Origin of the sequence: Bacteroides sp. 41_26 (assembly GCF_949740115.1) — a bacterium.
GTDB lineage: Bacteria > Bacteroidota > Bacteroidia > Bacteroidales > Bacteroidaceae > Bacteroides > Bacteroides nordii.
This window is the reverse complement of record NZ_CATJGZ010000054.1, coordinates 1-24759: the sequence shown is the minus strand read 5'-3', so window position 1 is coordinate 24759 and position 24759 is coordinate 1. Positions and strand designations below refer to the sequence as shown.

Genomic DNA, 24759 nt, shown 5'->3' with positions numbered 1-24759 from the left:
TAAATATTTCAACTGCTGATTCGCATTATTTATAGACAGGGCCATAAACAGTACAAGCTCTGTAGTCTGCCCCCTCTTTATCCATACCAAATGCATTCCATGCTGCAGGACGGAAAATCTTATCATCTTCTACATTGTGCATACAAACAGGGATACGAAGCATGGAAGCCATAGTTATCAAATCCTGGCCGATATGTCCGTAACTAATAGCGCCATGGTTAGCTCCCCAGTTGTTCATGACAGAATATACATCTCTGAAAGCCGGTTTGTCACAAAGACGGGGTACAAACCAGGTAGTAGGCCAGGTACGATCCGTACGTTCGTCCAGCAATTTATGAATTTCCGGATCAATCTCAACGGTCCATCCTTCTGCAATCTGCAGAACCGGGCCAAGCCCTTTCACCAGATTCAAACGCATCATAGTGACAGGCATACCACCTTTTGAAAGGAAATTAGATGAAAAACCACCTCCACGGAAATAGTCACGGTTGGCAGGATACCAGGTGGTAGCCTCCAGACACTTTTCTACTTCTGCTTCTGTAATATCCCAGTAAGGTTTCATTACCGGTTCACCCTGTTCATTGGTTTGTTGCCCCGTACCATCCAATGTAGTAGCACCGGAATTTATTAAATGAATAATACCATTGGCAGCACGGCCGGTAAGTTCCTTTCCTGTCACACGTTTCACTGCCTCCGGGCTCCAATAAGTACGTACATCTGAGAAGATTTGCGCACGGTTGGTCAATAAATGTCCGAAGAGCATAGCGACTCCATTGCAGGCATCGTTTTCCGTTGCCACCACATAGGCTTCACGAATCCCATTCCAGTCAAAGGATGTATTTAATAAGGCTTCTGAATAGTCTCCGTTGGGATAAAAATCAGTCCACTGACGTTGTCCCTGAAAACCGGCAGCGATAGCATTATGCCCCAAAGCTTCCTCTTTGAACCCCATCTCACGCAATTTCGGGTTTCCTTGCATCAGATCACGCATTATAATAGTCATCTTCACAATAAATTCCCAATCTTCATCCTTCTGTTCACGGGTCTTCGTCTTTTCAGGGATATTAATATCTTTCCCTTCATTTTTCTTGCAATATTTTTCAGTCCATGCCATGGCTTTAACGAACTCTTCCTTATCATAAATACCTTCAGTCATACGACGGATTATTTCAGTCAAATCGACAGATTCATTACGCATGCCTAAATATTCCTGGAAAAAATCCGGATTAACAATAGATCCGGCAATACCCATGGAAACACTACCCATAGAAAGGTAAGATTTACCACGCATGGTGGCTACAGCCTGTGCAGCACGGGCAAAACGAAGAATCTTTTCCGCTACATCAGCAGGAATAGAGTTATCGTTCAAATCTTGTACATCACGTCCGTAAATACCAAAAGCAGGTAATCCTTTCTGAGCATGCCCGGCCAATACAGCAGCCAGATAGACAGCTCCCGGACGTTCGGTTCCATTAAATCCCCACACTGCTTTCGGATAGTAAGGATTCATATCCATTGTTTCGGCACCATAGCACCAACAAGAAGTTACAGTGATAGTAGCCCCTACTCCTTCACGCTCAAACTTTTCTGCACACGCTGCACTTTCAGCAACACGTCCAATCGTACCATCAGCAATTACACACTCCACAGGAGTACCATCACCATTTTTCAGATTCGTAGAAATTAATTTGGCTACAGCTTTAGCCAGATTCATCGTCTTTTCTTCAAGGCTTTCACGTACGCCACCCTGGCGACCATCAATCGTGGGACGAATCCCAATTTTCGGATACTTTTTCATAATCTATGATTTAATAAATAAAACACTTCAAAACCATGCTGAACTGTGCCGGAGTAAGGAGATAAAAAAGGATCATAAAGATCCTCTCAACCGCACTTCAGTGGGAAGATAAGTATGTATCTGCTTACCCGAAAGAATGAAATCAGCTGCTAAAGTTCCCATCTTTTCCCAATCAATACTCAACGTAGTAATCCCTTTATCAATGACTTCATAAGCCGGCGTTTCGTTGTAAGCCAGCAAGCCGAAATCTTCGCCACATGCAAGCCCGCTTATACGACTTTGCTTAATAAGGCTAACCACATCCAGCTGTCTGATAGCGATATATACCTCTCCTTTACTAATCTTTATCTCATCCATATTGTCTATCACTTCACACTCAAACTGGTGATCTGTACAAAATTTATGGAAGCTAATGCAAGTGCTTTGAGGATGTTTGGTTCCCTTTACGAATAGCAGAATCAGCTTTCTGTACTGTCGCAATCTATCAACAAGCTGTAATAATGCCTGATAAAAGGCATCGTCAAAATCCTGACATATATAAGAGTAGTCTTTTTTATCAAACTTACCGAAATCGAGTAGTAAAAGTTTAGAAGGATTTATTTTATAAAGATCAGAAGAAAACTTTTCATTATCGAAGTTCATCACGACATATTTGTTATAACGTCCGAGAGACTCGCGCAAAATAGCATTAAATAAACGTTCATTATATTGATGAAACCACAAATCGACCTTATAACGAACCGACAGATGTTTAATAAAACTATTATAAAGCGTATCTTTGAAAGGAGAATATTCATCAAGCAACAATAAAATACTTCTCTGCCTGTTTACTACATAATAACCTTTACCTGGTGTAGAATCAATAATACCTCTTTCTTTCAAATCGAGAAAAGCCTTAAAGACCGTGTCACGTGACACTTTATAATATTGACTTAGCTGGTTAATGGAAGGCAATGCGTCTTCAGCCTTATACTTGCCTATCGAAATATCCTGGCTGATAAGGTCAGCCAATTGTTTCACTTTAGTAGTTTGTTGTCCGAAAATGATTTCCATACAATTAGAATTAAAAGGTAGTAAGAATGGAACACATGACTATGCTGAACCATCCTGTGACAAAGTAAAGTAATTTATTTAAAATCAACAAGAAAAAAGAATATGTTCTATAACACGAAAGATATGATCTGAAAAAACAGAATTACACACTATGCAGTTTCATCTGTAGCGAATACAATAAATATGGATATAGAACAGTAGAATTCGTATTTCTTCAAAAACACCTGATTCCAAATAAATATCCGAAAAGAAATACCGATGCCCAATATTTCCATTACAAATTCATGATTACATTAGATAGATTTCTTCACACCTATATATACATTATAGAGACGAATAAAAGAGCATGATAATATAGTGATGACCATTCGCCATAAATTGACATTATTTAGACACCCTTATAGGCTATCACAAATAAAATCAGTATCTTTACCCCGAAACTTTAAAAGTATTATCATGGCACACCGTCTGAACACTAATAAACAATTTATGATAGGTAATGGTATTCTGGCATTTGCAGTCATCTTTATCGTAGTAGTCTTTGTTTATATGAGTATGAGACTACAACGCAACAAAGAAACAGACCGTCACTTTATCGAAACATACACTGTTAATCTGACAAAGGGATTTGTGGGTGATTCGCTTTCACTCTTTATTAATGATAGCCTGATAATGAACAAACAGATATCAGAAGAACCTGTCACAGTAGAAATAGGACGTTTTGCAGAAGAAAGCGCGTTGATGATTGTAGATAATATTACGGAACAAGTATCGGTTTTTGACTTGAGTGAAAAGGGAGGCAACTATCGATTTGAGAAGGATACAGACGGAATAAAACAATTGGCACGCTAAACATAGATTCTCTGAATTATAAAAGTACGTATTTAACAGCGTGTTAATTACCTATTTAACAAGGCGTTAAAATGCATACTTTATACTTATAAAGTACGTACTTTTTAATAAGGTGTAATACAAGTATATAAAGAGGATTTCAAATTTCTGTTTTATACTTCTTCAGTTCCTCACGCAATTCAAAAGCTTTGCCGCCAGTCATAGAGTTTAGCAATGCCCAAAAACGATCTCCATGGTTCATTTCACGCGTATGACTGAGTTCATGAAGCAAAACATAGTCAATTAAATGCTTAGGCAACAGAACCAGAAAATAAGACAGGTTGATAGCTTTCCGGGCCGAACAACTCCCCCATCGGCCACGACTGGAGTTAATCTTCACACTTTTATAAGGCAATTTATATTGTTCTGACAGCATATAAAGCCGTGGAGGCAGGATGATCTTTGCATTTCTTCTGAGAGCTTCTTCGATAACCTTACGTAACCACACTTGCAGGTTCTCATCTGCAAAGTCAGCAGAAGGTGGACAAATAATACGCATTTCACCCAATTCCGAATGAGCCAGAAACTTATCACGCTGCCCACTAACAAGTGATAATTTAAAATATTCCGTATCAATATGATAATTAAGATCTATCAATGGACGAACCACTTTCTCCTTAAGCCCACGTAACTTTACACGCAGCTGATCTATAGCGTTCGTAACATCAGCAGAGGTAGTTCCAGGAGGTACACTTACATAAATTGCATCGCTCTTTGTACGAAATACAAGGCTCCTTGCACGCGTATTGACACGTATGATCAAAGTGCCTAACTCATTATCTTCAATTATCCTATCCATTCCTTTCATACATCTGCAAATAAACAAATAATCCACCGGAAGAACAAATACAATATAGTAAAATCAGGGTAAATGATGGTTAATTATTGAAACGCAAATATCCGTAAAAAGGTAAATACAGGTATAAAAAAGAATAATAGCCTTTTAATCTGCGTCAACCCGTATTAATCGACATTTCATCAGATATTAATACGAAAAAAATCAAGATAAGATGCAACTTTACCAGGATAAACTACGTCTAATATACGGAAACCCAGAAAAAAGAAAAAAATGAAAACAAATTTAACAGTACTATTAGCTACACTCTTAGCCTGCTTACTGACCAGTTGTACCTTCGTAGCCGATAAATCAGGAAGATTAAAACCAAGTAAGAAATCTATTACCAGAGATTATGAGATTAAAAACTTCACTGCAATAGATGCCAATACAGTGAGTAACATTTACTACACACAGGCCACAGACGGAAAAAGTTCTCTCCAGATATCCGGACCGGATAATTTCGTTAATCTGATACAGGTTTCGGCAAAAGGCAATACATTGATACTTACAATGGACAAACAGAATAAAATAAGAGATACCAAAAACCTTAAAATCACAATCAGTTCCCCCGATCTGGACCGCATTAATTTTAAAGGTGTAGGAAATATCAGCATCAAAGATAGACTCATAACCAACACACTCGACATAGAGAGCAAAGGAGTGGGTAATATAGACATAGAAGATCTTAGTTGTCAAAATCTGACAGTGAGCTCTATGGGAGTAGGAAATGTAAACCTGAAAGGTAAAGTAGAAAATGCCAATCTCTATTCAAAAGGTGTGGGCGATGTAGAAGCCATCAATCTGGAAGCCATTCATGTGAAAGCTTCTTCCCATGGAGTAGGAAATATATCCTGCAATGCTGCCGAATCATTGGACGCCGCAGTAAGAGGCGTAGGAAGTATCCACTATAAGGGTTCGCCTGTGCAAAAGACATTCAGTAAAAAAGGTGTGGGAAGCATAAAAAGTATAGAATAACAAGAATTGCAGAAACAAAAACATCTGTAGCTTGTTACTTCAACTCAAAGATGTTTCGGAAGCATAAAGGTTTTCTCAATGCCAGACATCAGATAGATTATTAAAATTCTCTCTTACATATAACTTTATCTCTAACAGAGATACAAAAAAGGAAGTTTCCGTGAGGCAATTTCCTTTTTCTTTGTTTATCCCCCGATGACAGATAAGCATAATAAAAGGGCTACTGCATCACGCGGTAGCCCATCTATTTAGTTAGTTTTATTTATAAAAATTTGAGAGAATTGAAACTTCACAGCCTCAAGTTGTTTTAATTAAGCACACTAACTATATTATATGTTTAAAGCAAATGAAAATGTCTTTTTTTATCAAGAGTGTTTGGGCTTCATTGAAGCAGCCAATTTTGAGATAAACTCTGCACTCATATTACCTGTAAAATTAATCACGGAAAAATTATTTTTCCCATGCATTAACATCACCAATTCAATAATCGTATCATTCTTCTTTCGTACCATAATCTGACAATTTTCGGCACCGTCTTTGAAAGAAAGAAACGGTTCAAATCTTCCGGAATTCTTTTCTACCACTTTCAGAGCTTCATCATAATACTTTTGCCCTTTTACCTTGGCAGTAAGCATTTGCATACTCTTCAGATTAGATATTATCTCCAGAATTTCATCATCTTTTTCAGCATCACTTTTCATTATTTCCTCCATCATTTTCGGACTGATAGTAACACAAGTAAGATTTGAATCTCCTTTATGTTCTGTCAGAAAACGAGAAGCAAAGTCCTGAGCTGATACAGCTACAGACAGCAATGCCATCCAGCACATTAAAAGAACGCTCTTCATTATTTCTTTATCATATCGACTACACCTGCCCGCACACTGTCGGCCAAATGCTGGTCTTGTGATTTATTGATTCCCTCAGACAATATCATTAAAGCAGAAGATACTTGTTTGTAAGCTACTTCCGGATCATCATATGTATCTGTGTAAGCATCATAATTATAGTCCAAAGCCTCATCGGCAAAAATGGTATGTTGTGCTATACCGCCCAATGAAAACATTACAGCAACAACTGCAGCAGCTTTGAACAAAGGCATAAATCTTCCTACCAATGTCAGGCGTCTTGCCTTCACTACAGGCGTTTCTACCTGAGCAAGAATACGCACGTCAAAGTCTTCACTCAGCCCAACCTCCTGCTGAATCTGCTGATAAACAAACAGATCTCTATATTGAAACAAATGAGCAGGTACCTTTTCCTGTGAGAAGAAAGTACGCAATTCCAACTCCTCTTCTAAAGAAGTTTCACATTGCCAATATCGCTCCAAAAGCTGTTCTATATACTTATAGTCCATATTCTTCAATCTCAATATACTGTTGTTTCACTTTTTGTCTTGCTCTGAAGAGGTTCACTTTAACCTGTTCCTCCGTCAGATGCAGGACTTTTGCAATATCCTTATAACTTTCGCCCTCTATATCCCGGAGCTGCATTATAAGCCGCTGTTTCTCAGGAAGTTCATTAATCAACCGATGAATAATCTTCATCCGCTCATCATTTACCAACTGTTCATAAGGACCAGAAAGATCAACCTCTTCAGCCATATCCGAGGTAAGTTCTACGTTCTGAGCTTCTTTCTTTTGACTCCTATCTATTGCCAGATTTTTTGCAACGATCAGGCAATAAGCTTCAATAGACTCAAACTGCTTCCACTCATCACGTTTATTCCAGACTCGTATCATGGTGTCCTGAACTACATCCTCTGCTTCTGCCCTATCCAGGGTTATTCTAAGCGCCAATCGAAAGAGTTTATCTTTCAAAGGAAGTATGTCGTTTCGGAAACTGATTTCTTGCATCTCTATAAGAATGACGGGTGAGAATATAAAAAGTTACAGGTACAATCGTATTTTTTTTGAATTATTTTTTAATACGTGTACCGCTATCTCCATTAATAGCTGATGCTAAGGTGATTATCACTTCTGAGACACCTGCATTAATTGCTTCAAAAGAATTTTCAAGCTTTGGAATCATGCCACCTTGAATAATACCATCAGCCACATATTGATCAAACTCAGCAGGTGTAATCTGCGGAATAACACTGTCGTCATCATTTTCGTCGCGCAATACCCCCTTCTTCTCAAAGCAAAAGACAAGAGTCACATCAAAAAACCGGGCAAGCGCCTTTGCCGTTTCCCCGGCAATCGTATCGGCATTCGTGTTAAGCATATTCCCTTCGCCATCATGAGTCAGCGGAGCCATAACCGGAACTACACCTTTATATATAAGGTCAGACAGCAAGGAAGCGTCTACCTTCTTCACATCACCTACAAAGCCATAATCAACTTCTTTCACCGGACGTTTGGCCGAGCGAATCACATTCATATCCGCCCCGGTCAGCCCTAAAGCATTCACCCCACGAGCTTGCAGGCCCGCTACAATATTCTTATTGACCAGTCCTCCATAGACCATTGTTACCACTTTGAGTGTTTCGGCGTCAGTTATACGACGCCCATTCACCATTTTACTTTCAATGCCGAGTTGGGTTGCGATCTTTGTGGCCGATCTCCCTCCTCCATGAACAAGGACTTTGTGCCCTTCAATAGCTGCAAAATCATTTAATAATTGGTTGAGTGTGGCTTCTTCTTCTACTATTTTGCCACCAACTTTAATAACAGTCAGTTTTTCTCTCATAATTCTATATATTATATAAAGGAAGGTGCGTTAAAAGTCTGAGACAGCTATCAATATATAACTTTAAAAACGCAGATTAACGCTGATTACCGCAGAGTTATTTAATCTTTGCGTAAATTAGCGTAATCTGCGTTTTAATGATAGCGAATTTTACTTTTGGGCACCCTCGCCAAAGGTTCTATTATTCCAAATAGGTATATCCGTAAAGCCCGGAGCGATAATTTGAAAGGAATTCTTTTCCTTCTTCCACAGAAATCTTTCCTTCTTTTACAGATTTTGTAACCCAGGTTTCCAGTGTACGCACCAGCTTCTTAGGATTATATTGCACATAATCCAGCACTTCTGCTACAGTCTCGCCGTCAATGATCTGTTCAATAGTATACCCTTTTTCGTTTACAGATACATGTACTGCATTCGTATCCCCAAACAAGTTATGCATATCTCCCAGTATTTCCTGATAAGCACCAACCAGGAATACTCCCAGATAATAAGGCTCTTTACTTTTCAAACTATGCACAGGCATATAATGAGCTACATTCTTCGTAGAAATAAAGTTTGCAATCTTCCCATCCGAGTCACAAGTAATGTCCTGCAAAGTAGCTGACCGCTCAGGTTTTTCATCCAATCTTTGAATAGGCATAATAGGGAATATCTGATCGATAGCCCAGGAATCCGGCAGTGATTGAAATAACGAGAAATTACAAAAATATTTATCGGCCAATAGTTTAGACAGACCACGGAACTCATCCGGTGCATGCTTCAACCCACTTGCGATCTGATTTACTTCGCGAGTGATAGACCAGTAAAGACGTTCAATCTGTGCACGAGTTTTCAAGTCAACAATACCATGACTGAACAGATCGAGTGCCTCTTCACGAATCTGCTGTGCATCATGCCAGGCTTCAAGCATCTTGTTCTGATTCAAGGTATCCCAAATACCATACAGCTCCTGCACCAATTCGTGTGCGTCCGGTGCTATCTCTTCCTCATCATCCCATTCGGGCAGTGTGGTCGTTTCCAAAACTTCAAAAACAAGTACAGAATGATGTGCCGTCAATGCACGTCCGCTTTCTGTTATAATATTAGGATGAGGAATACCATTCTTATCACTGGCATCTACAAGAGTAGAGATAGAGTCGTTGACATACTCCTGAATAGAATAGTTCACACTACTTTCGCTGCTCGATGAACGTGTTCCGTCATAATCAACTCCCAATCCACCGCCAATATCAACAAATTGTACATTAAAACCCATGGAATGAAGTTGTACATAAAACTGGGAAGCTTCACGCAAAGCAGTCTTTATGCGGCGAATTTTAGTCACCTGACTACCAATATGGAAATGAATCAGTTTCAAGCAGTCTTTCATATCCTTCTTTTCCAGGAAATCAAGTGCCTCAAGCAATTCGCTGGAAGTCAATCCAAACTTACTGGCATCACCACCGGATTCTTCCCATTTACCACTACCGGAAGAAGCAAGTTTAATACGAATGCCGATATTGGGCATCACATTCAATTGCTTCGCCATCTTGGCAATGAGTTTCAGCTCATTCATTTTTTCTACAACGAGAAAAATACGCTTGCCCATCTTTTGTGCAAGCAAAGCAAGTTCAATATAACTTTCGTCTTTATATCCGTTGCAGATAATCAACGAATCAGAATCAGTATTAACAGCAATTACAGCATGGAGTTCCGGTTTAGAACCAGCTTCAAGACCAAGATTAAACTTCTTTCCATGACTGATTATCTCTTCCACAACCGGGCGCATCTGATTTACCTTAATGGGGTAAATGATGAAATTCTGTGCTTTATAGCCATACTCTTCAGCAGCTTGTTTAAAGCAATATGCTGTCTTCTCAATCCGATTATCCAGAATATCCGGAAAACGCAGCAACATGGGAGCTGCCACATCACGCAACTGCAGTTCATCGACCAACTCCTTCAGGTCGACACCTATGCCATCCTTACGCGGTGTAACAACCACATGACCTTTGTCATTTATACCAAAGTACGAAGTACCCCAACCAGTAATGTTGTAGAGTTCCTCAGAATCTTCAATACGCCACTTTCTCATTTTAATGTATTCAGTTGTGTTTATAAAATATTTAAGGCAACAAAAATAGTTATAAATCCATAGTATACAATCAGAAAGACACGTTTTTTAAATAAGACAGGTTCGGAAGGCGCAAATAAGTCATAGTTTTAATAAATCGCGTAGCCGCTGCACTGATTTTTCAATCTGCGAGCGATCCTCTAATTCATCGGCATTAAAAACATACTGGGCCTGAGAATAGAACGGTGCACGTTTCTCCAACGCCTGAATGATAAATTCTTTCAGTTCCTCATCCTCTTTACCTTGTAAAATAGGACGCTGCTGTTTGGCAACACGCAGTCTATGAAATAAAACATCGGGATGGACATTCAAAAAAACAGTTTTACCATGATGATTCATAAAATCCATATTATCGAAGAAACAGGGGGCACCACCACCTGTAGAGATAACAACATTTTCAAAAGCACCTACCTCACGCAACATATTTCTTTCCAGTTCACGAAAACCTGCTTCACCGCGTTCGGCGAATAACTCTCCCACTGTCTTATGGAAACGCTCTTCCATATACCAGTCCAGATCAACAAACGGTACGTTCAGTGTTCGGGCAAAAGCTTTCCCTAAAGTTGTTTTACCGGCACCCATATAGCCGGTCAGGAATATACGAATCATAATTACCTATCTTTTCTTTTCAGAGCAAAGATAGGTAATATAATTATAGAATAAATAAAGTTTGTACTTCAATTTACTCTAAATTTGTTATGATTTTAAGCGATTTATATCCTGACGTGATCACTTAAATACTTTCACTCTTTCAGAGAGTGCTTTAAATTCTTTATCACCCGGTTCTCCAACCGGCATACCAAACGGCATTTCAGCAATCAGATGCCAACTGGCCGGTAATTCCCAGGTACGACGCACTTCTTCATCAATCAGAGGATTGTAATGTTGCAGAGAAGCGCCAAAACCAGCATCTTCCAACATACTCCAGATTGCTAACTGATGCATGGCCGATGTTTGTAAGGACCACCCAGGAAAATTATCTTTATAACTGACAAATGTATCCTGCAGCGTTTGCACAACATATTGATCTTCAAAGAACAATACAGTACCATAACCACTCTCAAAACAATTATCAATCTTTGATTCTGTATTTTTAAAAGCCTCCGGAGTTACAATCTTCCGTATAGCATCTTTCACTATTTCCCATAGTTTCTTATGATTCTCACCCAAGAGTAATACGACGCGGGTCGACTGAGAATTAAAAGCCGATGGTACGTGGGTTACCGCAAAATTTATGATACGCTCTATCTCTTCGTCAGAAACAGGTGACTGATTTGTGATTGAATAGTAACTTCTCCTGTGTTTCAGGACATCTTTAAATGATTTTTGCATCATAGTCTCCTTTCTTTGGGTTTATAATCTGTTATATAGAGAACAACTGATCTTGAAAACTTGTTCGATAAGTAGTACTTCAAATTTAATTCATACTATGACAACGTTTTATTAAAACGCAAATGATCGCAGTTTTTCGCAAATTAGAAGGTTTGCTGTACTTGAGAGACGATATTTTTGCGTGAATTTGCGATAATCTACATTTCAATGATAGGTTCATTTAATTAGGATACAGTACTTACTAAAATATATTTGTAACTTTACCACCCGAATAAATAAAAAGATGAATGGCAAAGCAAAAATTTTATGTGGTATGGGAAGGCGTAACCCCAGGTATTTATTCTTCCTGGACTGATTGCCAACTACAAATTAAAGGATACGAAGGAGCCAAATATAAGTCATTTGACAGCCGGGAAGAAGCAGAACGTGCTCTCGCATCATCTCCTTACGCATATATTGGTAAAAATGCCACAAACAAAAAAGAAAATAAACCTACCTCACACACGTTGCCTGCTGCTGTAATAGAGAATAGCCTTGCTGTAGATGCAGCCTGCAGTGGTAATCCCGGTCCGATGGAGTATCGCGGAGTACATGTAGCCAGTCAACAGGAAATATTTCACTTCGGCCCAATGAAAGGTACAAATAATATCGGTGAATTCCTGGCATTAGTACATGGGCTTGCCCTATTGAAACAAAAAGGATTCGATATGCCCGTCTACAGTGACAGTGTGAACGCTATCAGTTGGGTAAGACAAAAGAGATGCAAAACAAAATTGCCACGCACCGCTGAAACGGAACAACTTTTCTTATTAATAGAACGTGCCGAGAAGTGGTTAAAAGAAAACACCTATTCTACCCCTATTCTGAAGTGGGAAACCAAAGAATGGGGCGAAATTCCCGCCGACTTCGGAAGAAAATAAACTACTTGAACTTCTTTATCAGAAAACTCGGATTCACACGCAGGTAAACACCAAAAGAAAAGCTGGTGGCACTACCAGGCTTTATCATTTCCCCATCTGCTTTTGTCATAGTGCCAGGCAGATACTGATAAATATCCGCTTTAGCGCCAAGGGCATAGTGTTTACCAAATGAGCGAGAATATTCTACAGAAAGGAAAAGAGTTTGCGGATCATTATAAAACGCCCCTTCTTCTTTCGTGGAAACAGAGCCAAAATAAGGAATGCCAAGCAAAGAGATAAAGTCTTTTGACATAAAATACCCACCTTTGATACGTATATCTTTAAGATCAGTATAAGCAGCAGCGTATAGCCCTACTCCTTTATCAAAAGGCCATAAATGTCCTGCCTGCTGATAATAGGCTACTGCATCCACTTCTACATTCACTCGTTTCAGCACCGGACGATTCACGTTCCAGGTTACTCCGGCTCCTACGGAACCATTCATCAATGTTTGTACCGAATTCGTATAGATCGTATCCTGTTCTCCTCCACGATGTTGAATAGTCATTTGCACAGGTGTATAGTAATGGAAGCGCGCTTTCGGATCATTGTATTTTATCAACGAAGACAGCCCTACAACAAAAGACTCCTGATGGGTATCTTCTTCAAAAATGTAGCTCATCCAATTGACCCACGCATCCAGATGCAAATGCCGGGAGTCATATAAAAACTGCAATCCCGTTTCCGGATCGGCAGTCAGGTTTAATTCCGGACTATAAAGAGGAGCAATCAGCCCGTGATTGGAACCACCATAAATATTTCCCAGAATAAGATTCACACGAGACAAGGCCAATTGCACTCTGAAATAAGGCAAGATATGTGTTCCACGTTGGTATTGATTTCCTTTCCAGGTAGCTATATCATGATAAGCATAGTTGGGGAATTTATAAGCACCGCTATAAATCAATGCATGCGCTCCTAACTCCAGTTTTATATTTTTCAGCGGATAATAGACAACCTTAGGTTCCAGCCACATACCCGGCAATGAATATCCCTTCATCACAGTACCGGCATACTCGTTATCTTTAAAAAAACTGATATTATCCAGTTCTACAGACAACTCTCCTACTCGTTCAGGATTAATGTTGTAATCAGTCTTACAAACTTTCTCTTCCACTTGGGCCCGAACCGTTGTAGTTACTATGAGAAGCATCATCAAACAACCTGTCCATCCAATATATCTGCCGTTTTTCATTTTACCTTCTATCAAAGGGATTGCATATCATTCAGTCGCTTATAGTATCCATTCATTTCCAATAATTCTTCATGCTTGCCGCGTTCTACAATCTCTCCTTCATAAAGTACGCAAATTTCATCTGCATTCTTTATTGTCGAAAGCCGATGGGCAATAGCAATCGTCGTACGTGTTTTCATTAATCTTTCAAGAGCTTCCTGTACCAGACGTTCAGATTCTGTATCAAGAGCAGAAGTTGCTTCATCAAGAATCAGAATCGGAGGATTTTTCAATATGGCACGGGCAATACTGATACGTTGGCGCTGCCCTCCGGACAGTTTACCACCACGGTCTCCGATATTGGTATTATAGCCATCTTCCTTTTCCATGATAAAATCATGGGCATTAGCAATCTTGGCAGCCTCTATCACTTGTTCCATAGTTGCATTTTCCACACCGAAAGCAATGTTATTGAAGAAAGTATCATTAAAAAGGATAGCATCCTGATTTACATTTCCAATCAAACCACGCAAATCAGATATACGTACATCCTTAATACTCGTACCATCAATCTTTATATCTCCTCCTTGCACATCATGATAGCGAGGCAACAAATCAACCAATGTAGACTTGCCGGATCCGGATTGTCCAACTAAAGCGATTGTTTTTCCTTTTGGTATTGTAATACTAACATCCTTCAGCACCTCTCTTTTTTCGTCATAACTGAACGTAATATTTTGAAACTCGATTTTGTCATTCAATCCGTTCAACGGCTTCGGATTCGGAGATTCTTTTATTTTGTTTTCTGCTTTCAATATCTTATCCACACGCTCCATAGAAGCCAATCCCTTTGGTATATTATAGCCCGCCTTTGAGAATTCCTTTAATGGATTAATTACGCTATACAAAATAATCATATAAAAAATAAAAGACGGAGCATCTATAGCAGAGTTATTACCCAATATCAACGATCCTCCAAACCATAACACAACCACAATCAACAAAGTACCCAAAAATTCACTCATCGGATGAGCCAATGATTGTCTGATAGCGACACGATTTGTAGCATCCCGATATTCGTTACTGCACTTTGTAAAACGATCCACCATTTTCTTCTCCGCAATAAAAGCTTTAATTATACGGAGCCCCCCCAAAGTTTCTTCCAGCTGCGACATGGTATCACTCCATTTTGCCTGCGCCTCCAAAGACTGGCGTTTTAATTTCTTTCCGACAACTCCCATCACCCATCCCATACCGGGTAATACAAGTATTGTAAACAAAGTCAACTGCCAACTCGTGATAATCAACGTACTAAAGTAGAAAAGGATCAAAATCGGGTTCTTAATCAACATATCCAACGAACTGGTAATAGAGTTTTCTACCTCACCGACATCTCCACTCATACGTGCAATAATATCTCCCTTACGTTCTTCGGAAAAGAATCCTAATGGCAATGACATCACTTTTGAGTATACCATTATGCGAATATCACGAACTACCCCTGTGCGTAATGGAACCATTACAGCTGAAGAAGCAAAATAACAAGATGTTTTCAGCAGTGTCATAAAAGCAAGAAATAATCCTAAAAAGAGTAAGGTAAGTGACGCCCCATTCGTCTGGATCATTTGGGTAACATAATAATAAAAATTATTCACCCCTATTTCTTTTAAACTTGCACCCGAATCCCATGGAATAAACTCATAAACTTTATTATCCATCTTAAACAGAATCTGTAAGATTGGGATAATCAATGTAAATGAAAAAACATTAAGTACAGCAGATAGTATATTCAACAATATAGCCCATCCCAGATATTTTTTGTAAGGCGCCACGAATCGGCGCATGAGTTGAAAGAATTCCTTCATTAGTTTGTCATTAAAAGAATTAAGTCGCAAAGATAGGAGAAAATCCTCAGTTTACAGAAACTACCTTTAATTTTATTATCTACTTTAGAATTTGTTAAAACCGAAAACACACAAAGTTACAAAAAAAAAGATATTTTAAGAAGCTGCTTACAGGAATTTTAGTCTCTCGATTAATTGAAACAATCAATCACTAGACCAGATATCCAACTCTTTAGGGTTTGTATAAGGACAATATCAAGCTACACAATATACTACAGATATGAATCCAATATTTAGCTATTTCCTTCTCCAAATTATAAACGGGAATAATATATAGAAATAAGGGGTGCATTCAACATATCCAATTACTTTTTAGTTACAGAATCTTTTATTAGCTGTCTCACATCACGTTGAAACTTCTGCACAGAGTGTACCTCACGAATATAACTAACGGCCTCACATGACAATTTCTTACGCCTTTCTTCATCACTCATAACTTCCTCAATTGCTGAAACAAATTTAGGAACTTCATCAAATCCATCGCCCAATACTGTGCCTACGAATTTTCCAAATTTAGAAGTTAAATCCTCAGGATTTCTACAACTGACAAGAAGTGTACCATAAGCCAATGCTTCAAGGAAGGTGATAGGCAAGGCTTCATGGATAGAGGTATTTACCAATATTTTAGCATCTCTTATGTATGCATTTTTCTCTTCACCCTCTACATGCCCCACGAAATGGAGGTTAGGGATACCAGCTTTATATGCCGACATAACTACCTCGTTCTCTTTTTTCTCTCTAAAAGTTTGTCCCAACATAAAAAATTCATATTGAGGCATTCTTTTCGCTATTTCACAGAATAGCCATCCTCGTTTCACCGATTCAATACGTCCAATAAAAATTATATGATTCTTTTTTTTATAAGTAGCAGGATCAAATGTATAATCTATATCTATCGGATTCGCACAATAAGTAATATCTACATCTTCCGGTAACCGATACAATACTTTGGCTTTCTCATTTAAGAAATATCCTTGTGATATAAATTTAAGCTGCCCATTACAATAGAATCGATTCACCATATCATATAGTTCAGAATTCCAATAACATGACTCAGTAAAGAGCTTTACTGTCTGAATTTCCTGCCATTCGGTCCAAGGTCTGGGATCTTGTATCCAATGTATAATAGGCTTTCCCCGGTGTTCGTACTTCAAAAGATCATGCGTCAATTCAACGGTAAGATAGACATCATAATTGGTTCTTTTCAACCACTTATAAACAAATTTTCTACCGGGTGGGACTATAATTGTCACTCCATCTATTTTCTTTTTCTTAGCTCTATACTCCCATTTATTAGAACTCTTTCCTAAGAGAACTTCCACAGACATCTCTTCATTCGGTAGATAACGAGCTATATAATAACGTGCAAGAAAGCCATACCCTCCAAAGGCAGTCCCCATTCCACCAAAATACTCGTCAATAATGAGAGCTATTTTTATCTTCTTGGGATTAATATTTATTCCACACATTTTTTTGATTGTTCGAATCAACCGTTCTTTTTTAAACATACCAATAAATCCTTTATAAGGTGTTTTCTTCAGATATTCAAAATAAAGGTTCCGCAATGGCTTACAACACTCCTCATTAATACTCCATGGTTTGATCCGACCCGTATAGTGAATGATAACCGGACTTTCTGCCCTTGTATGGAGAACCTCCTCTGTCGTATAGTTATAGATTACTGGGACTTCTTTTATCTTTCCTCTAAAAGCCCAATTTATAATGTCCTGATCTTGATACTCAAATTTATCGCAGTATTTTTTTGCCACATCCATCAGTAGTGCGGTTATATTCTCATTACGCATAGCCTCAAGATTCATCAAAATCACTCCGGCATTTATATATATATCAGACTCTTGCAAACCAATACTATATTTATATTTTATCCGTTCTATCCAGGAATCATTCACACCTGCGCACAAATAACCCTCCAAAGGAGTTTTCCATAATTCGGTTATAGGGCCATCAACAATCAAGTCAGCATCTAAATACAAAATACGAGTAAGTTCCGGGAACAGATCTGCTATTAGCAATCGATAGTATGTATGACAAGTAATGTATTTTATATGGAGTTTAAAGCCTTCAAATATAGCATGATCCACTAATTTAAACTCAACACGATTATTATTACCATATCCCTCTACTGCAGAAACAAACAACTTCTTATTTTCATCAGAAAAATAGTCCGTCAAAATGTAGAAATCAATGCTACTGGTAAGATTATTCTCCAGAACAGATATCATTGCAGCACAACAATGCTGAGCATATGAATTGTTTACAGTAAAAACAATCGAAATTCTATTATCCATTACTTATTCAGGAATTTAATATTATTCGACAAATATAGATAAAAAATCTCGGTTCATAAGCGTGCCTTATTAAAAGAACAGCTTTTTTTCTACCCCCGTTTGTAAAAAAATCAAGACCTTATATCTTCTAAATTTGGTACTACGAACTCACAATTCAATTAATATTATATTTATGAGGAACATCTAAATTGATACCTATGGAACGATACTGCGGTCTTGATGTACACAAAGACAGTGTATCCATGTGTATAAGTGACATATTTAATATTCCCAGGAAAACAATATCTTGTCGTTACCACAGTCCATATCATACATCGATTTTATTCCTGTCGTTATCTCCTTAATATATTAATATTACTCTGAAAATGCCCATAATATATTTATCGCACTCAAATGAAGAGTTATCGATTACCAAACGATCTTTATAATCTTATTTATATTTTCCCTCTACTACGATAATAAGATAGATATAAATCACCTAACCAACCTGACAATTGATAAACTGATAGAATCTTTAATTGACGTTTAGTCAACCCAGCCCGTAATCCGGGCATTCTTTTTAGATCATTAGCCGCTTTTCTCAGATCTGCAGGTGCATCTTCATATCGCTTCCAATACATTGCCAAAAAAAGATTCTGAAGTTGCAAATGCGCTAAATCCTCCTCGAACTCTCTAATTAACCCCTTTCTCCGTAAATAATGCTCTATCCAAGTAGGATAAGCCCTAAGGTCTTTATACATCGTGTCACTTACTACCTCCGAACGTGACAAAGAATTAGGACGTACATAATAATTTAAAATAGGCATATCGATAGTCACTACTTTTTGAGCAAAAGAAAGAAGTTGAACCATCAGTATGGCATCTTCACCTAAAGAAATATCGGGAACATGCTCTATAGAATGGTCAAGGAATAAAGAACGCTTCTGAAAATTAGCCCACACACTCCAGTATCCTCTACCCTGAAGAATCTCTCTAAAATATTCCATCCCGGATAATGTATCAAAAGTCATCGATACAGATCTTTTAGGTTCTTTTCCTAATGTACAAAAATAAAAAGGTGCTGCAACAATATCAGCATCGGAATTTTCAGCTTTATCTACCAAATGTTCAACCGCTCCGGGCAGCAAAACATCATCGCTATCCAGGTGTTGAATATATTTCCCTTTAGCAATATCAATCCCTGATTTTCGCGCAGACGGCAACCCTCCATTTCTCTTATTTATAATAATAATACGTTCATCAAGTTTGGCATACTTCTCCATAATAGTAAAACTATCATCTGTAGAGCCATCATTAACTATTATTATTTCCAGTGTAGAATAACTTTGCCCAATCACGCTTTCAATACACGCCTCTAAATAAAGCTCACTATTGTAAACAGGTATAATTACAGAAACCAAAGGAGATGATAAGTTAACCATCATAAACAATTTCTAATTTATTAATTCCATTCTTTTTTCGACGATAACAATAATGATTCAAATAGCCTTAGCCATTTTTCACCAATTACCTCCGGAGCATAATCCATAGACTTACGAATAACATTCCCTTTCATTTTTTGCAGTTTATCAGCGTCATTCAATAAGTCAATTAACAAACGCGCATATTCTTTTAAAGAAAATGGAGGTACGAGTATTCCATTTTCTCCCGAAGGGGATATAATTTCATGTATACCCGCTACGCAATCAAAAGCAACAGGTACCACTCCATTTGCCTGAGCTTCGGTAAGGCAAAGCGGCCATCCTTCATAATTAGAAGTCAAACATAGCACCGAAGCATTATAATAATATTTATCAACACAGCTACTATATCCTACAAAGCTGATACGCTGTAATTGTTTTTTTTGCGCTCTCTGTTGAAGAAACACTTTTTCATCCCCGTCGCCAACCAAAATCAACTCCCAATCCGGTACTTCTCTATAAATCAGTTCCCAAATATCTATCAAACGATCTATACGTTTATCTTCATAGGTCATACGCCCTACAAATAAAATTTGTTTCTTTTTATTCGGATTTATGTTCTCAACCCGTTTTTCCGAATTAGGAATTACAGATATCTTATTTTCCTCAGGAGACAATCCTATTTTATCAATCAACGTCTGTTTATACCCTTCGCACAAGACCGTATATACATCTACCTGTTCGTATATCCTACGATAATCACCCAAAAGACGTTTATAGTATTTCTTAAACCAAACGGTTTTAGGGTAAGTAAATAAAATCCACTTTATTCGCCCGGATAATGAATGCCATGCTTTTTTCTTTTTATTGTAAAGATCATGCCCAATCTCCCAAAAAGGAACACTATGCAAAGCAAATATTATTTTACAATTAGTATTATTCCGTATATGTGCCAGATGCGACAATGTTTGAACAGGCAAAACAAATATATCAATCCTCAGCTGCTTTAAAGTCTCAATAATAGCATCTGCATTTTCTTTACTATTAACGCTTGCTTTGTCCGGCAGTTCCAAAAGTATTATGTTGGATAAAAACTTATCACGTATTTCTCTCGCCAGAACATATACTTCAAATCCATAATGAGATATATAACCAGCAATATCAATAGTCACTCTATCTGCTCCACCACTAGGAAATTCGTTATGTAAAAACAAAATTCGTTTTTTATCCATTACTTTTTAGGTCTTTGTTTTATAAAGCGGTAATACTTTTCGAAAAAAAACGGTGACATATTAAACATCCAATAATAAAAAGAAGTTTTACGGGGTTTAAGAGGGAGTAATCCTCCTTCTTTTATTTTTTTTATCATATCAGTCTGTCCTCGTCCACCGCAGCGAATGCTGTTCTTAAATAATCTCATAATAATCACAGCAATGTGATCATCAAAATAGGCTACTATCTTTGGATCATTACTAACAGTAATTTTAAAATTATTCAGCGATACCATAGCCGCAACCATATATAGTGCATTAGATTCACAATACTGATTCATAAAAGAACCGCTATTTTGGAAATAAGAATAAAAACACAAGGGTAGATATTTTATTCTGTTTGCATAAAAAATAGCTCTTGGCACAAATTCTTCATCCTCATGCCTAATAGGAATCATCTTTAATTGATTAGCAATAAGAAAAGTGCGTTTATAAACATATAGCGGAACCATTGCCGGATAAAAATCTCTCAGAAGAAACTCTCTTCCGGAAATGATATTTGAATCATTCAATTCCATATGATAAGGTTGCTCTAAAAAACTTCCATCCAAAGAAATATGCTTATAATTCAACAACATCATATCCAATTTACCATCAGACATCTCCTTATAAATACGTTCAAAAACATTCGGATAGAAGCAATCGTCAGCATCCAAAAAAAGCAAATACTCACCACAAGCCTCTAATATTCCCTTATTCCTTGCGCAACTAACTCCCTCATTTTCAATATCAATATACTTTAAAAATGAATATTTCTCACACAAAGAATCCAATATTTCAATGGAGTTGTCCGTTGAACCATCATTTATTACAATTGCTTCATAACAATCATATGGTAAATCCTGATTGGCAACTGACTCTATACATCTGTTTAAATATTTTGCAGCATTATAAGCTGGTATAATAACAGAGATTTGCATATATATATCCCGCTTTTCGTAAATTAAGGTGGTAAAGATAGTCAAATATAGTTGGACATAATTAATAGAAAAAGACTTTTTCAGAAAAAAGAGCAAAAATATGCAGTATTTCCCCTATCTTTGCATTTATTACTTTACATAGTAAAACAAAAGCTGATTAAGATATATCCAATGAAAGTTTCATTAATCATTTCAACCTACAATTGGCCTGAAGCGTTAAGACTTAGCCTTATGACAGTGTTGCATCAGACCCAATATCCGTACGAAATAGTTATAGCGGATGACGGCTCTACCATTGAAACTCAGAATATGATTAAAGAGCTTCAGACTGAATATCCTATCCCCATACAACACATTTGGCACGAAGACAAGGGGTTTAGGAAAACAATGATTATGAACAAGGCCATCAAAGCAGCTACGGGAGATTACATCATCCAAATTGATGGGGATATATTACTGCACCCTTATTTCATAGCAGATCATCTCGAAATAGCTGAGCCTGGATATTTCATAAGAGGCGGGCGTACACTCATCAATGCATTTAAAACAAGATTTTTTCTGCACCGCAATGCGCTTCGCCCCCAGAAAAGTAATTTAATGAGAAGTAACAATAAGTTCAATGCATTCAGAATACCCTTCCTTGCAAATATATTCAGTGGGGTATCGGAAGATGTAACACATGTAAAAGGGTGCAATATGGCTTATTGGAAGAAAGACTTTATTGCAGTAAATGGCTATAATAATGATATTAATGGCTGGGGACATGAAGATATAGAGCTTGCTATCCGCCTTCATAATTCAGGAATTAAGATGAAAAAAGTGAAATTTAAAGCAATAGCTTACCACCTTCACCATCCTTTGAATTCAAGAAACTGTGAAGAAAAGAATATGGAAATTTCCAATCTTGCACTCAACAAAAAAATAATACGAGCAAAGAATGGATACGACAGCCTATAGCCGTACTTCAAAAGTCAGTATAATCGTTCCAATGTATAATGCAGCCTCTTTTCTAAAAGAGACTTTAGACAGTATTCTTAATCAAACTTTCACAGACTTTGAGCTACTACTTATTGATGACTGTTCAAAAGACAATACCTTAGAAATAGCTAATTCTTTTTCTGATCCTCGTATTTGTGTTATTAAAAACGAGAAGAATTTAGGAGCCGGAGGCACCCGGAATAAAGGTATTAAACTCGCACAATCAACCTATATTGCATTCTGTGACGCGGATGATATTATGTTTCCCAATAGATTAGAAGAACAATATAACTTCATGGAACAGCATCCGGATATTGATATCTGCGGTAGTTTTGTAAAATTAATCAACAAGAGAGGTGCTATTACAGGTAAATTTACATTTCCGGTAAAACATGATAAAATAGCTGTTGAGATGTTCTTGCGCTGTGCATTCCAACAGTCCACAGCTTTTATCCGCAGTCAGTCTTTTAAGCAATCCGGACTTAAATATAAAGAAAATCATTATGCAGAGGATTATGATTTATGGGCCAATGCCATAAAAAAACTGAAATTTCATGTTATCCCTCATTTTTTGATGTACTACAAGATTTCTGATTCGCAGATATCTTCTGTATCTTTTGATAAACAGCAAAAAGATGCCTATCTGGTTTACAAACAGATGATGGAGGATTTAGGGGTTCGTTACAATGAACATATTATTGAACTTCATTATGAGTTGGCACATCGCAAGAAAAAAACATTCCCGGAAGAATGGATAAAAGAATATGAAACTTTCTGCAGAGAATGCCTTTTAAGGAATAAATCTGTAAAAATCTACAAAGACAAGCTCTGGAGACAAGCTATGATACATAATTATAAAAAGTCGCAATATTTATTGCATAATAAAATTGTAGCGACTATCAAGACATTTTTCAAATTCAAAATTCTCAAATAATGGATATCAAAATTTCTATTATCATACCAGCTTACAATGCACAAAAGTATATTGAGAGGTGTCTTCGGTCATTGTCTGTACAAGACATGCCAACTAATAATTATGAAGCGATTGTGATCAATGATGGTTCTACAGACAACACTCAAAGCCTTTTAGATGTATTATGTAAACAGTACTCATTTGCCCGTTATGTATCTACCCCTAACAGCGGGCTTAGTGCATCCCGAAACAGAGGTGTAAAAGAAGCAACAGGAGAATATCTATTATTCTTAGATGCAGATGATAGTATTATACCCAACTGCTTAAAGGATATTTATGAGGAGATGTCCGGAAATCAACTGGATATGATGTTAATGAACTACCAATATATACTTCCCAACGGAACTCAACGGAAGGGCGGATATCATATTGATAAGAATGACGAGAAAATAGTCTCCGGCAAACAGTTTTTAATCAGAGAAAACTATCCGCCGATGATTCCATTGTATGCATATCGTCGCTCTTTTATTACCGAGAACAACCTCACTTTTCTTTCTATCGGACATGAAGATGAGGAGTTTACTCCCAAAGCTATTTACATGGCTAAGCGTATTAAATATTATCCTCTGACTTTCTATAACTATTTCCAGAATGAAGAGTCATTCATGCATACCTACAAAGAAAGTAACTTTTATGATATGCTCACTGCAATGGGTTCACTCAATAGGTTCAGACTTGAACACGAAAATGATCCTAAAATCATATCCTATTTCAACGACCACATTGCAAACAGAGTGATAATGATGTTCAAACGCAGTATCAGGGACGGACATTCCATCCAAAAGGAGTTAATACAGAAAATTAAAGAAGAAGGTCTATATCCATTGTGTCCCCGAAAGCCATCCTTCTATATACGATTATTCAATTATTCGCCTACCTTATTTGAGAAATACTACCGCTTCATTAAGCATAAATAAGAAAAGAAACAGAAATAAAGATATTTTTTTAATACATTCCCAAAAAGTCTTTTTATTATTTACCCTCTTCAGATGTAATATCTTACGAACTTTTAGTATACTCTTCGTAGAGTTTCACTTCATTGTCCGTAGAGTTTCGCATCATTCTTCGTAGAGTTTCGAGCTGTTCCTCGTATACTCTATTAAAACCAAATGTTTCCGCAGAATATTGCTTTAATAAATGTTAACTACGAAAGATATGTCCTTTCTTCACTATGTTTTCT

22 protein-coding genes are annotated in these 24759 nt (G+C 37.4%); 6 read left to right on the top strand and 16 right to left on the bottom strand.

The window, feature by feature from the left end; genetic code table 11:
* Positions 1-25: 25 nt before the first annotated feature.
* Both fucI and QX565_RS04335 read right to left on the bottom strand, forming a co-directional pair.
* Positions 26-1798 carry an L-fucose isomerase gene (fucI, locus tag QX565_RS04340; RefSeq protein ID WP_289291506.1) on the bottom strand — a complete coding sequence of 591 codons (1773 nt, stop codon included), beginning with the start codon at positions 1796-1798 and terminating at the stop codon, positions 26-28.
* A 72-nt stretch (positions 1799-1870) separates the two neighbouring features.
* Positions 1871-2851 (bottom strand): GntR family transcriptional regulator, encoded by a 981-nt coding sequence (locus QX565_RS04335; protein ID WP_289291504.1) that lies wholly within the window; start codon positions 2849-2851, stop codon positions 1871-1873.
* Positions 2852-3307: 456 nt separating this feature from the next.
* On the opposite strand from QX565_RS04335, the gene QX565_RS04330 reads away from it, so the two are divergent.
* Positions 3308-3703, top strand: a complete 396-nt coding sequence (locus QX565_RS04330; RefSeq protein ID WP_289291502.1) for a hypothetical protein — start codon at positions 3308-3310, stop codon at positions 3701-3703.
* A gap of 139 nt (positions 3704-3842) precedes the next feature.
* Here the strand turns inward: QX565_RS04330 and QX565_RS04325 are convergent, their stop codons facing one another.
* A complete protein-coding gene (locus QX565_RS04325; protein WP_221650699.1) occupies positions 3843-4541 on the bottom strand; it encodes a YgjP family zinc-dependent metalloprotease in 699 nt (232 codons plus the stop codon).
* Between the two features lie 270 nt (positions 4542-4811).
* Between QX565_RS04325 and QX565_RS04320 the strand changes: the two genes are divergently transcribed.
* On the top strand, positions 4812-5555 hold the full coding sequence (locus tag QX565_RS04320; protein WP_221650700.1) for a head GIN domain-containing protein: 744 nt from the start codon (positions 4812-4814) through the stop codon (positions 5553-5555).
* A gap of 365 nt (positions 5556-5920) precedes the next feature.
* On the opposite strand, the gene QX565_RS04315 is transcribed toward QX565_RS04320, so the two are convergent.
* The 7 genes from QX565_RS04315 to QX565_RS04285 all read right to left on the bottom strand — a co-directional run bounded on the left by QX565_RS04315 (position 5921) and on the right by QX565_RS04285 (position 11691).
* Entirely contained in the window at positions 5921-6403 is a 483-nt protein-coding gene (locus tag QX565_RS04315; RefSeq protein WP_221650701.1) for a DUF4252 domain-containing protein, read from the bottom strand.
* Entirely contained in the window at positions 6403-6912 is a 510-nt protein-coding gene (locus QX565_RS04310) for a PG0215 family putative anti-sigma factor (RefSeq protein WP_221650702.1), read from the bottom strand. Before QX565_RS04310 ends, QX565_RS04315 begins: the two co-directional genes overlap by 1 nt.
* Positions 6902-7411, bottom strand: a complete 510-nt coding sequence (locus tag QX565_RS04305) for a GFO_1088 family ECF-type sigma factor (protein WP_195350650.1) — start codon at positions 7409-7411, stop codon at positions 6902-6904. Before QX565_RS04305 ends, QX565_RS04310 begins: the two co-directional genes overlap by 11 nt.
* 61 nt (positions 7412-7472) lie before the next feature.
* Positions 7473-8246 (bottom strand): acetylglutamate kinase, encoded by a 774-nt coding sequence (gene argB, locus QX565_RS04300; RefSeq protein ID WP_221650703.1) that lies wholly within the window; start codon positions 8244-8246, stop codon positions 7473-7475.
* A 181-nt stretch (positions 8247-8427) separates the two neighbouring features.
* On the bottom strand, positions 8428-10320 hold the full coding sequence (speA, locus tag QX565_RS04295) for a biosynthetic arginine decarboxylase (protein ID WP_002558706.1): 1893 nt from the start codon (positions 10318-10320) through the stop codon (positions 8428-8430).
* A gap of 120 nt (positions 10321-10440) precedes the next feature.
* On the bottom strand, positions 10441-10968 hold the full coding sequence (locus QX565_RS04290; RefSeq protein WP_002558705.1) for a shikimate kinase: 528 nt from the start codon (positions 10966-10968) through the stop codon (positions 10441-10443).
* Positions 10969-11088: 120 nt separating this feature from the next.
* Positions 11089-11691 (bottom strand): nitroreductase family protein, encoded by a 603-nt coding sequence (locus QX565_RS04285; protein WP_025866598.1) that lies wholly within the window; start codon positions 11689-11691, stop codon positions 11089-11091.
* A gap of 287 nt (positions 11692-11978) precedes the next feature.
* On the opposite strand from QX565_RS04285, the gene QX565_RS04280 reads away from it, so the two are divergent.
* The gene (locus tag QX565_RS04280) at positions 11979-12611 is read left to right on the top strand and encodes a ribonuclease H1 domain-containing protein (protein ID WP_289291495.1); all 633 of its coding nucleotides are present in this window, start codon (positions 11979-11981) and stop codon (positions 12609-12611) included.
* Position 12612: 1 nt separating this feature from the next.
* Here the strand turns inward: QX565_RS04280 and lpxZ are convergent, their stop codons facing one another.
* The 6 genes from lpxZ to QX565_RS04250 form a co-directional block, all read right to left on the bottom strand.
* Positions 12613-13845 carry an LpxZ family protein gene (gene lpxZ, locus QX565_RS04275; RefSeq protein WP_221650706.1) on the bottom strand — a complete coding sequence of 411 codons (1233 nt, stop codon included), beginning with the start codon at positions 13843-13845 and terminating at the stop codon, positions 12613-12615.
* An 11-nt stretch (positions 13846-13856) separates the two neighbouring features.
* The gene (locus tag QX565_RS04270) at positions 13857-15689 is read right to left on the bottom strand and encodes an ABC transporter ATP-binding protein (RefSeq protein WP_221650707.1); all 1833 of its coding nucleotides are present in this window, start codon (positions 15687-15689) and stop codon (positions 13857-13859) included.
* 344 nt (positions 15690-16033) lie between these two features.
* Positions 16034-18037, bottom strand: a complete 2004-nt coding sequence (locus tag QX565_RS04265) for a glycosyltransferase (RefSeq protein ID WP_289291491.1) — start codon at positions 18035-18037, stop codon at positions 16034-16036.
* Between the two features lie 434 nt (positions 18038-18471).
* Positions 18472-19461 (bottom strand): glycosyltransferase family 2 protein, encoded by a 990-nt coding sequence (locus QX565_RS04260; RefSeq protein ID WP_289291489.1) that lies wholly within the window; start codon positions 19459-19461, stop codon positions 18472-18474.
* A gap of 17 nt (positions 19462-19478) precedes the next feature.
* Positions 19479-20669 carry a glycosyltransferase gene (locus QX565_RS04255; protein ID WP_289291487.1) on the bottom strand — a complete coding sequence of 397 codons (1191 nt, stop codon included), beginning with the start codon at positions 20667-20669 and terminating at the stop codon, positions 19479-19481.
* Positions 20669-21628 carry a glycosyltransferase gene (locus tag QX565_RS04250; RefSeq protein WP_289291485.1) on the bottom strand — a complete coding sequence of 320 codons (960 nt, stop codon included), beginning with the start codon at positions 21626-21628 and terminating at the stop codon, positions 20669-20671. Before QX565_RS04250 ends, QX565_RS04255 begins: the two co-directional genes overlap by 1 nt.
* Positions 21629-21799: 171 nt before the next feature.
* Here QX565_RS04250 and QX565_RS04245 point away from each other — a divergent pair, with 171 nt between their 5' ends.
* Genes QX565_RS04245 through QX565_RS04235 form a run of 3 tightly spaced genes read left to right on the top strand, consistent with a single transcriptional unit; the run spans position 21800 to position 24496 of the window.
* The gene (locus QX565_RS04245) at positions 21800-22585 is read left to right on the top strand and encodes a glycosyltransferase family 2 protein (RefSeq protein WP_221650712.1); all 786 of its coding nucleotides are present in this window, start codon (positions 21800-21802) and stop codon (positions 22583-22585) included.
* A complete protein-coding gene (locus QX565_RS04240) occupies positions 22566-23540 on the top strand; it encodes a glycosyltransferase family 2 protein (protein ID WP_289291482.1) in 975 nt (324 codons plus the stop codon). Before QX565_RS04245 ends, QX565_RS04240 begins: the two co-directional genes overlap by 20 nt.
* Positions 23540-24496 carry a glycosyltransferase family 2 protein gene (locus QX565_RS04235; RefSeq protein ID WP_289291480.1) on the top strand — a complete coding sequence of 319 codons (957 nt, stop codon included), beginning with the start codon at positions 23540-23542 and terminating at the stop codon, positions 24494-24496. Before QX565_RS04240 ends, QX565_RS04235 begins: the two co-directional genes overlap by 1 nt.
* The last annotated feature ends 263 nt before the right edge of the window (positions 24497-24759 follow it).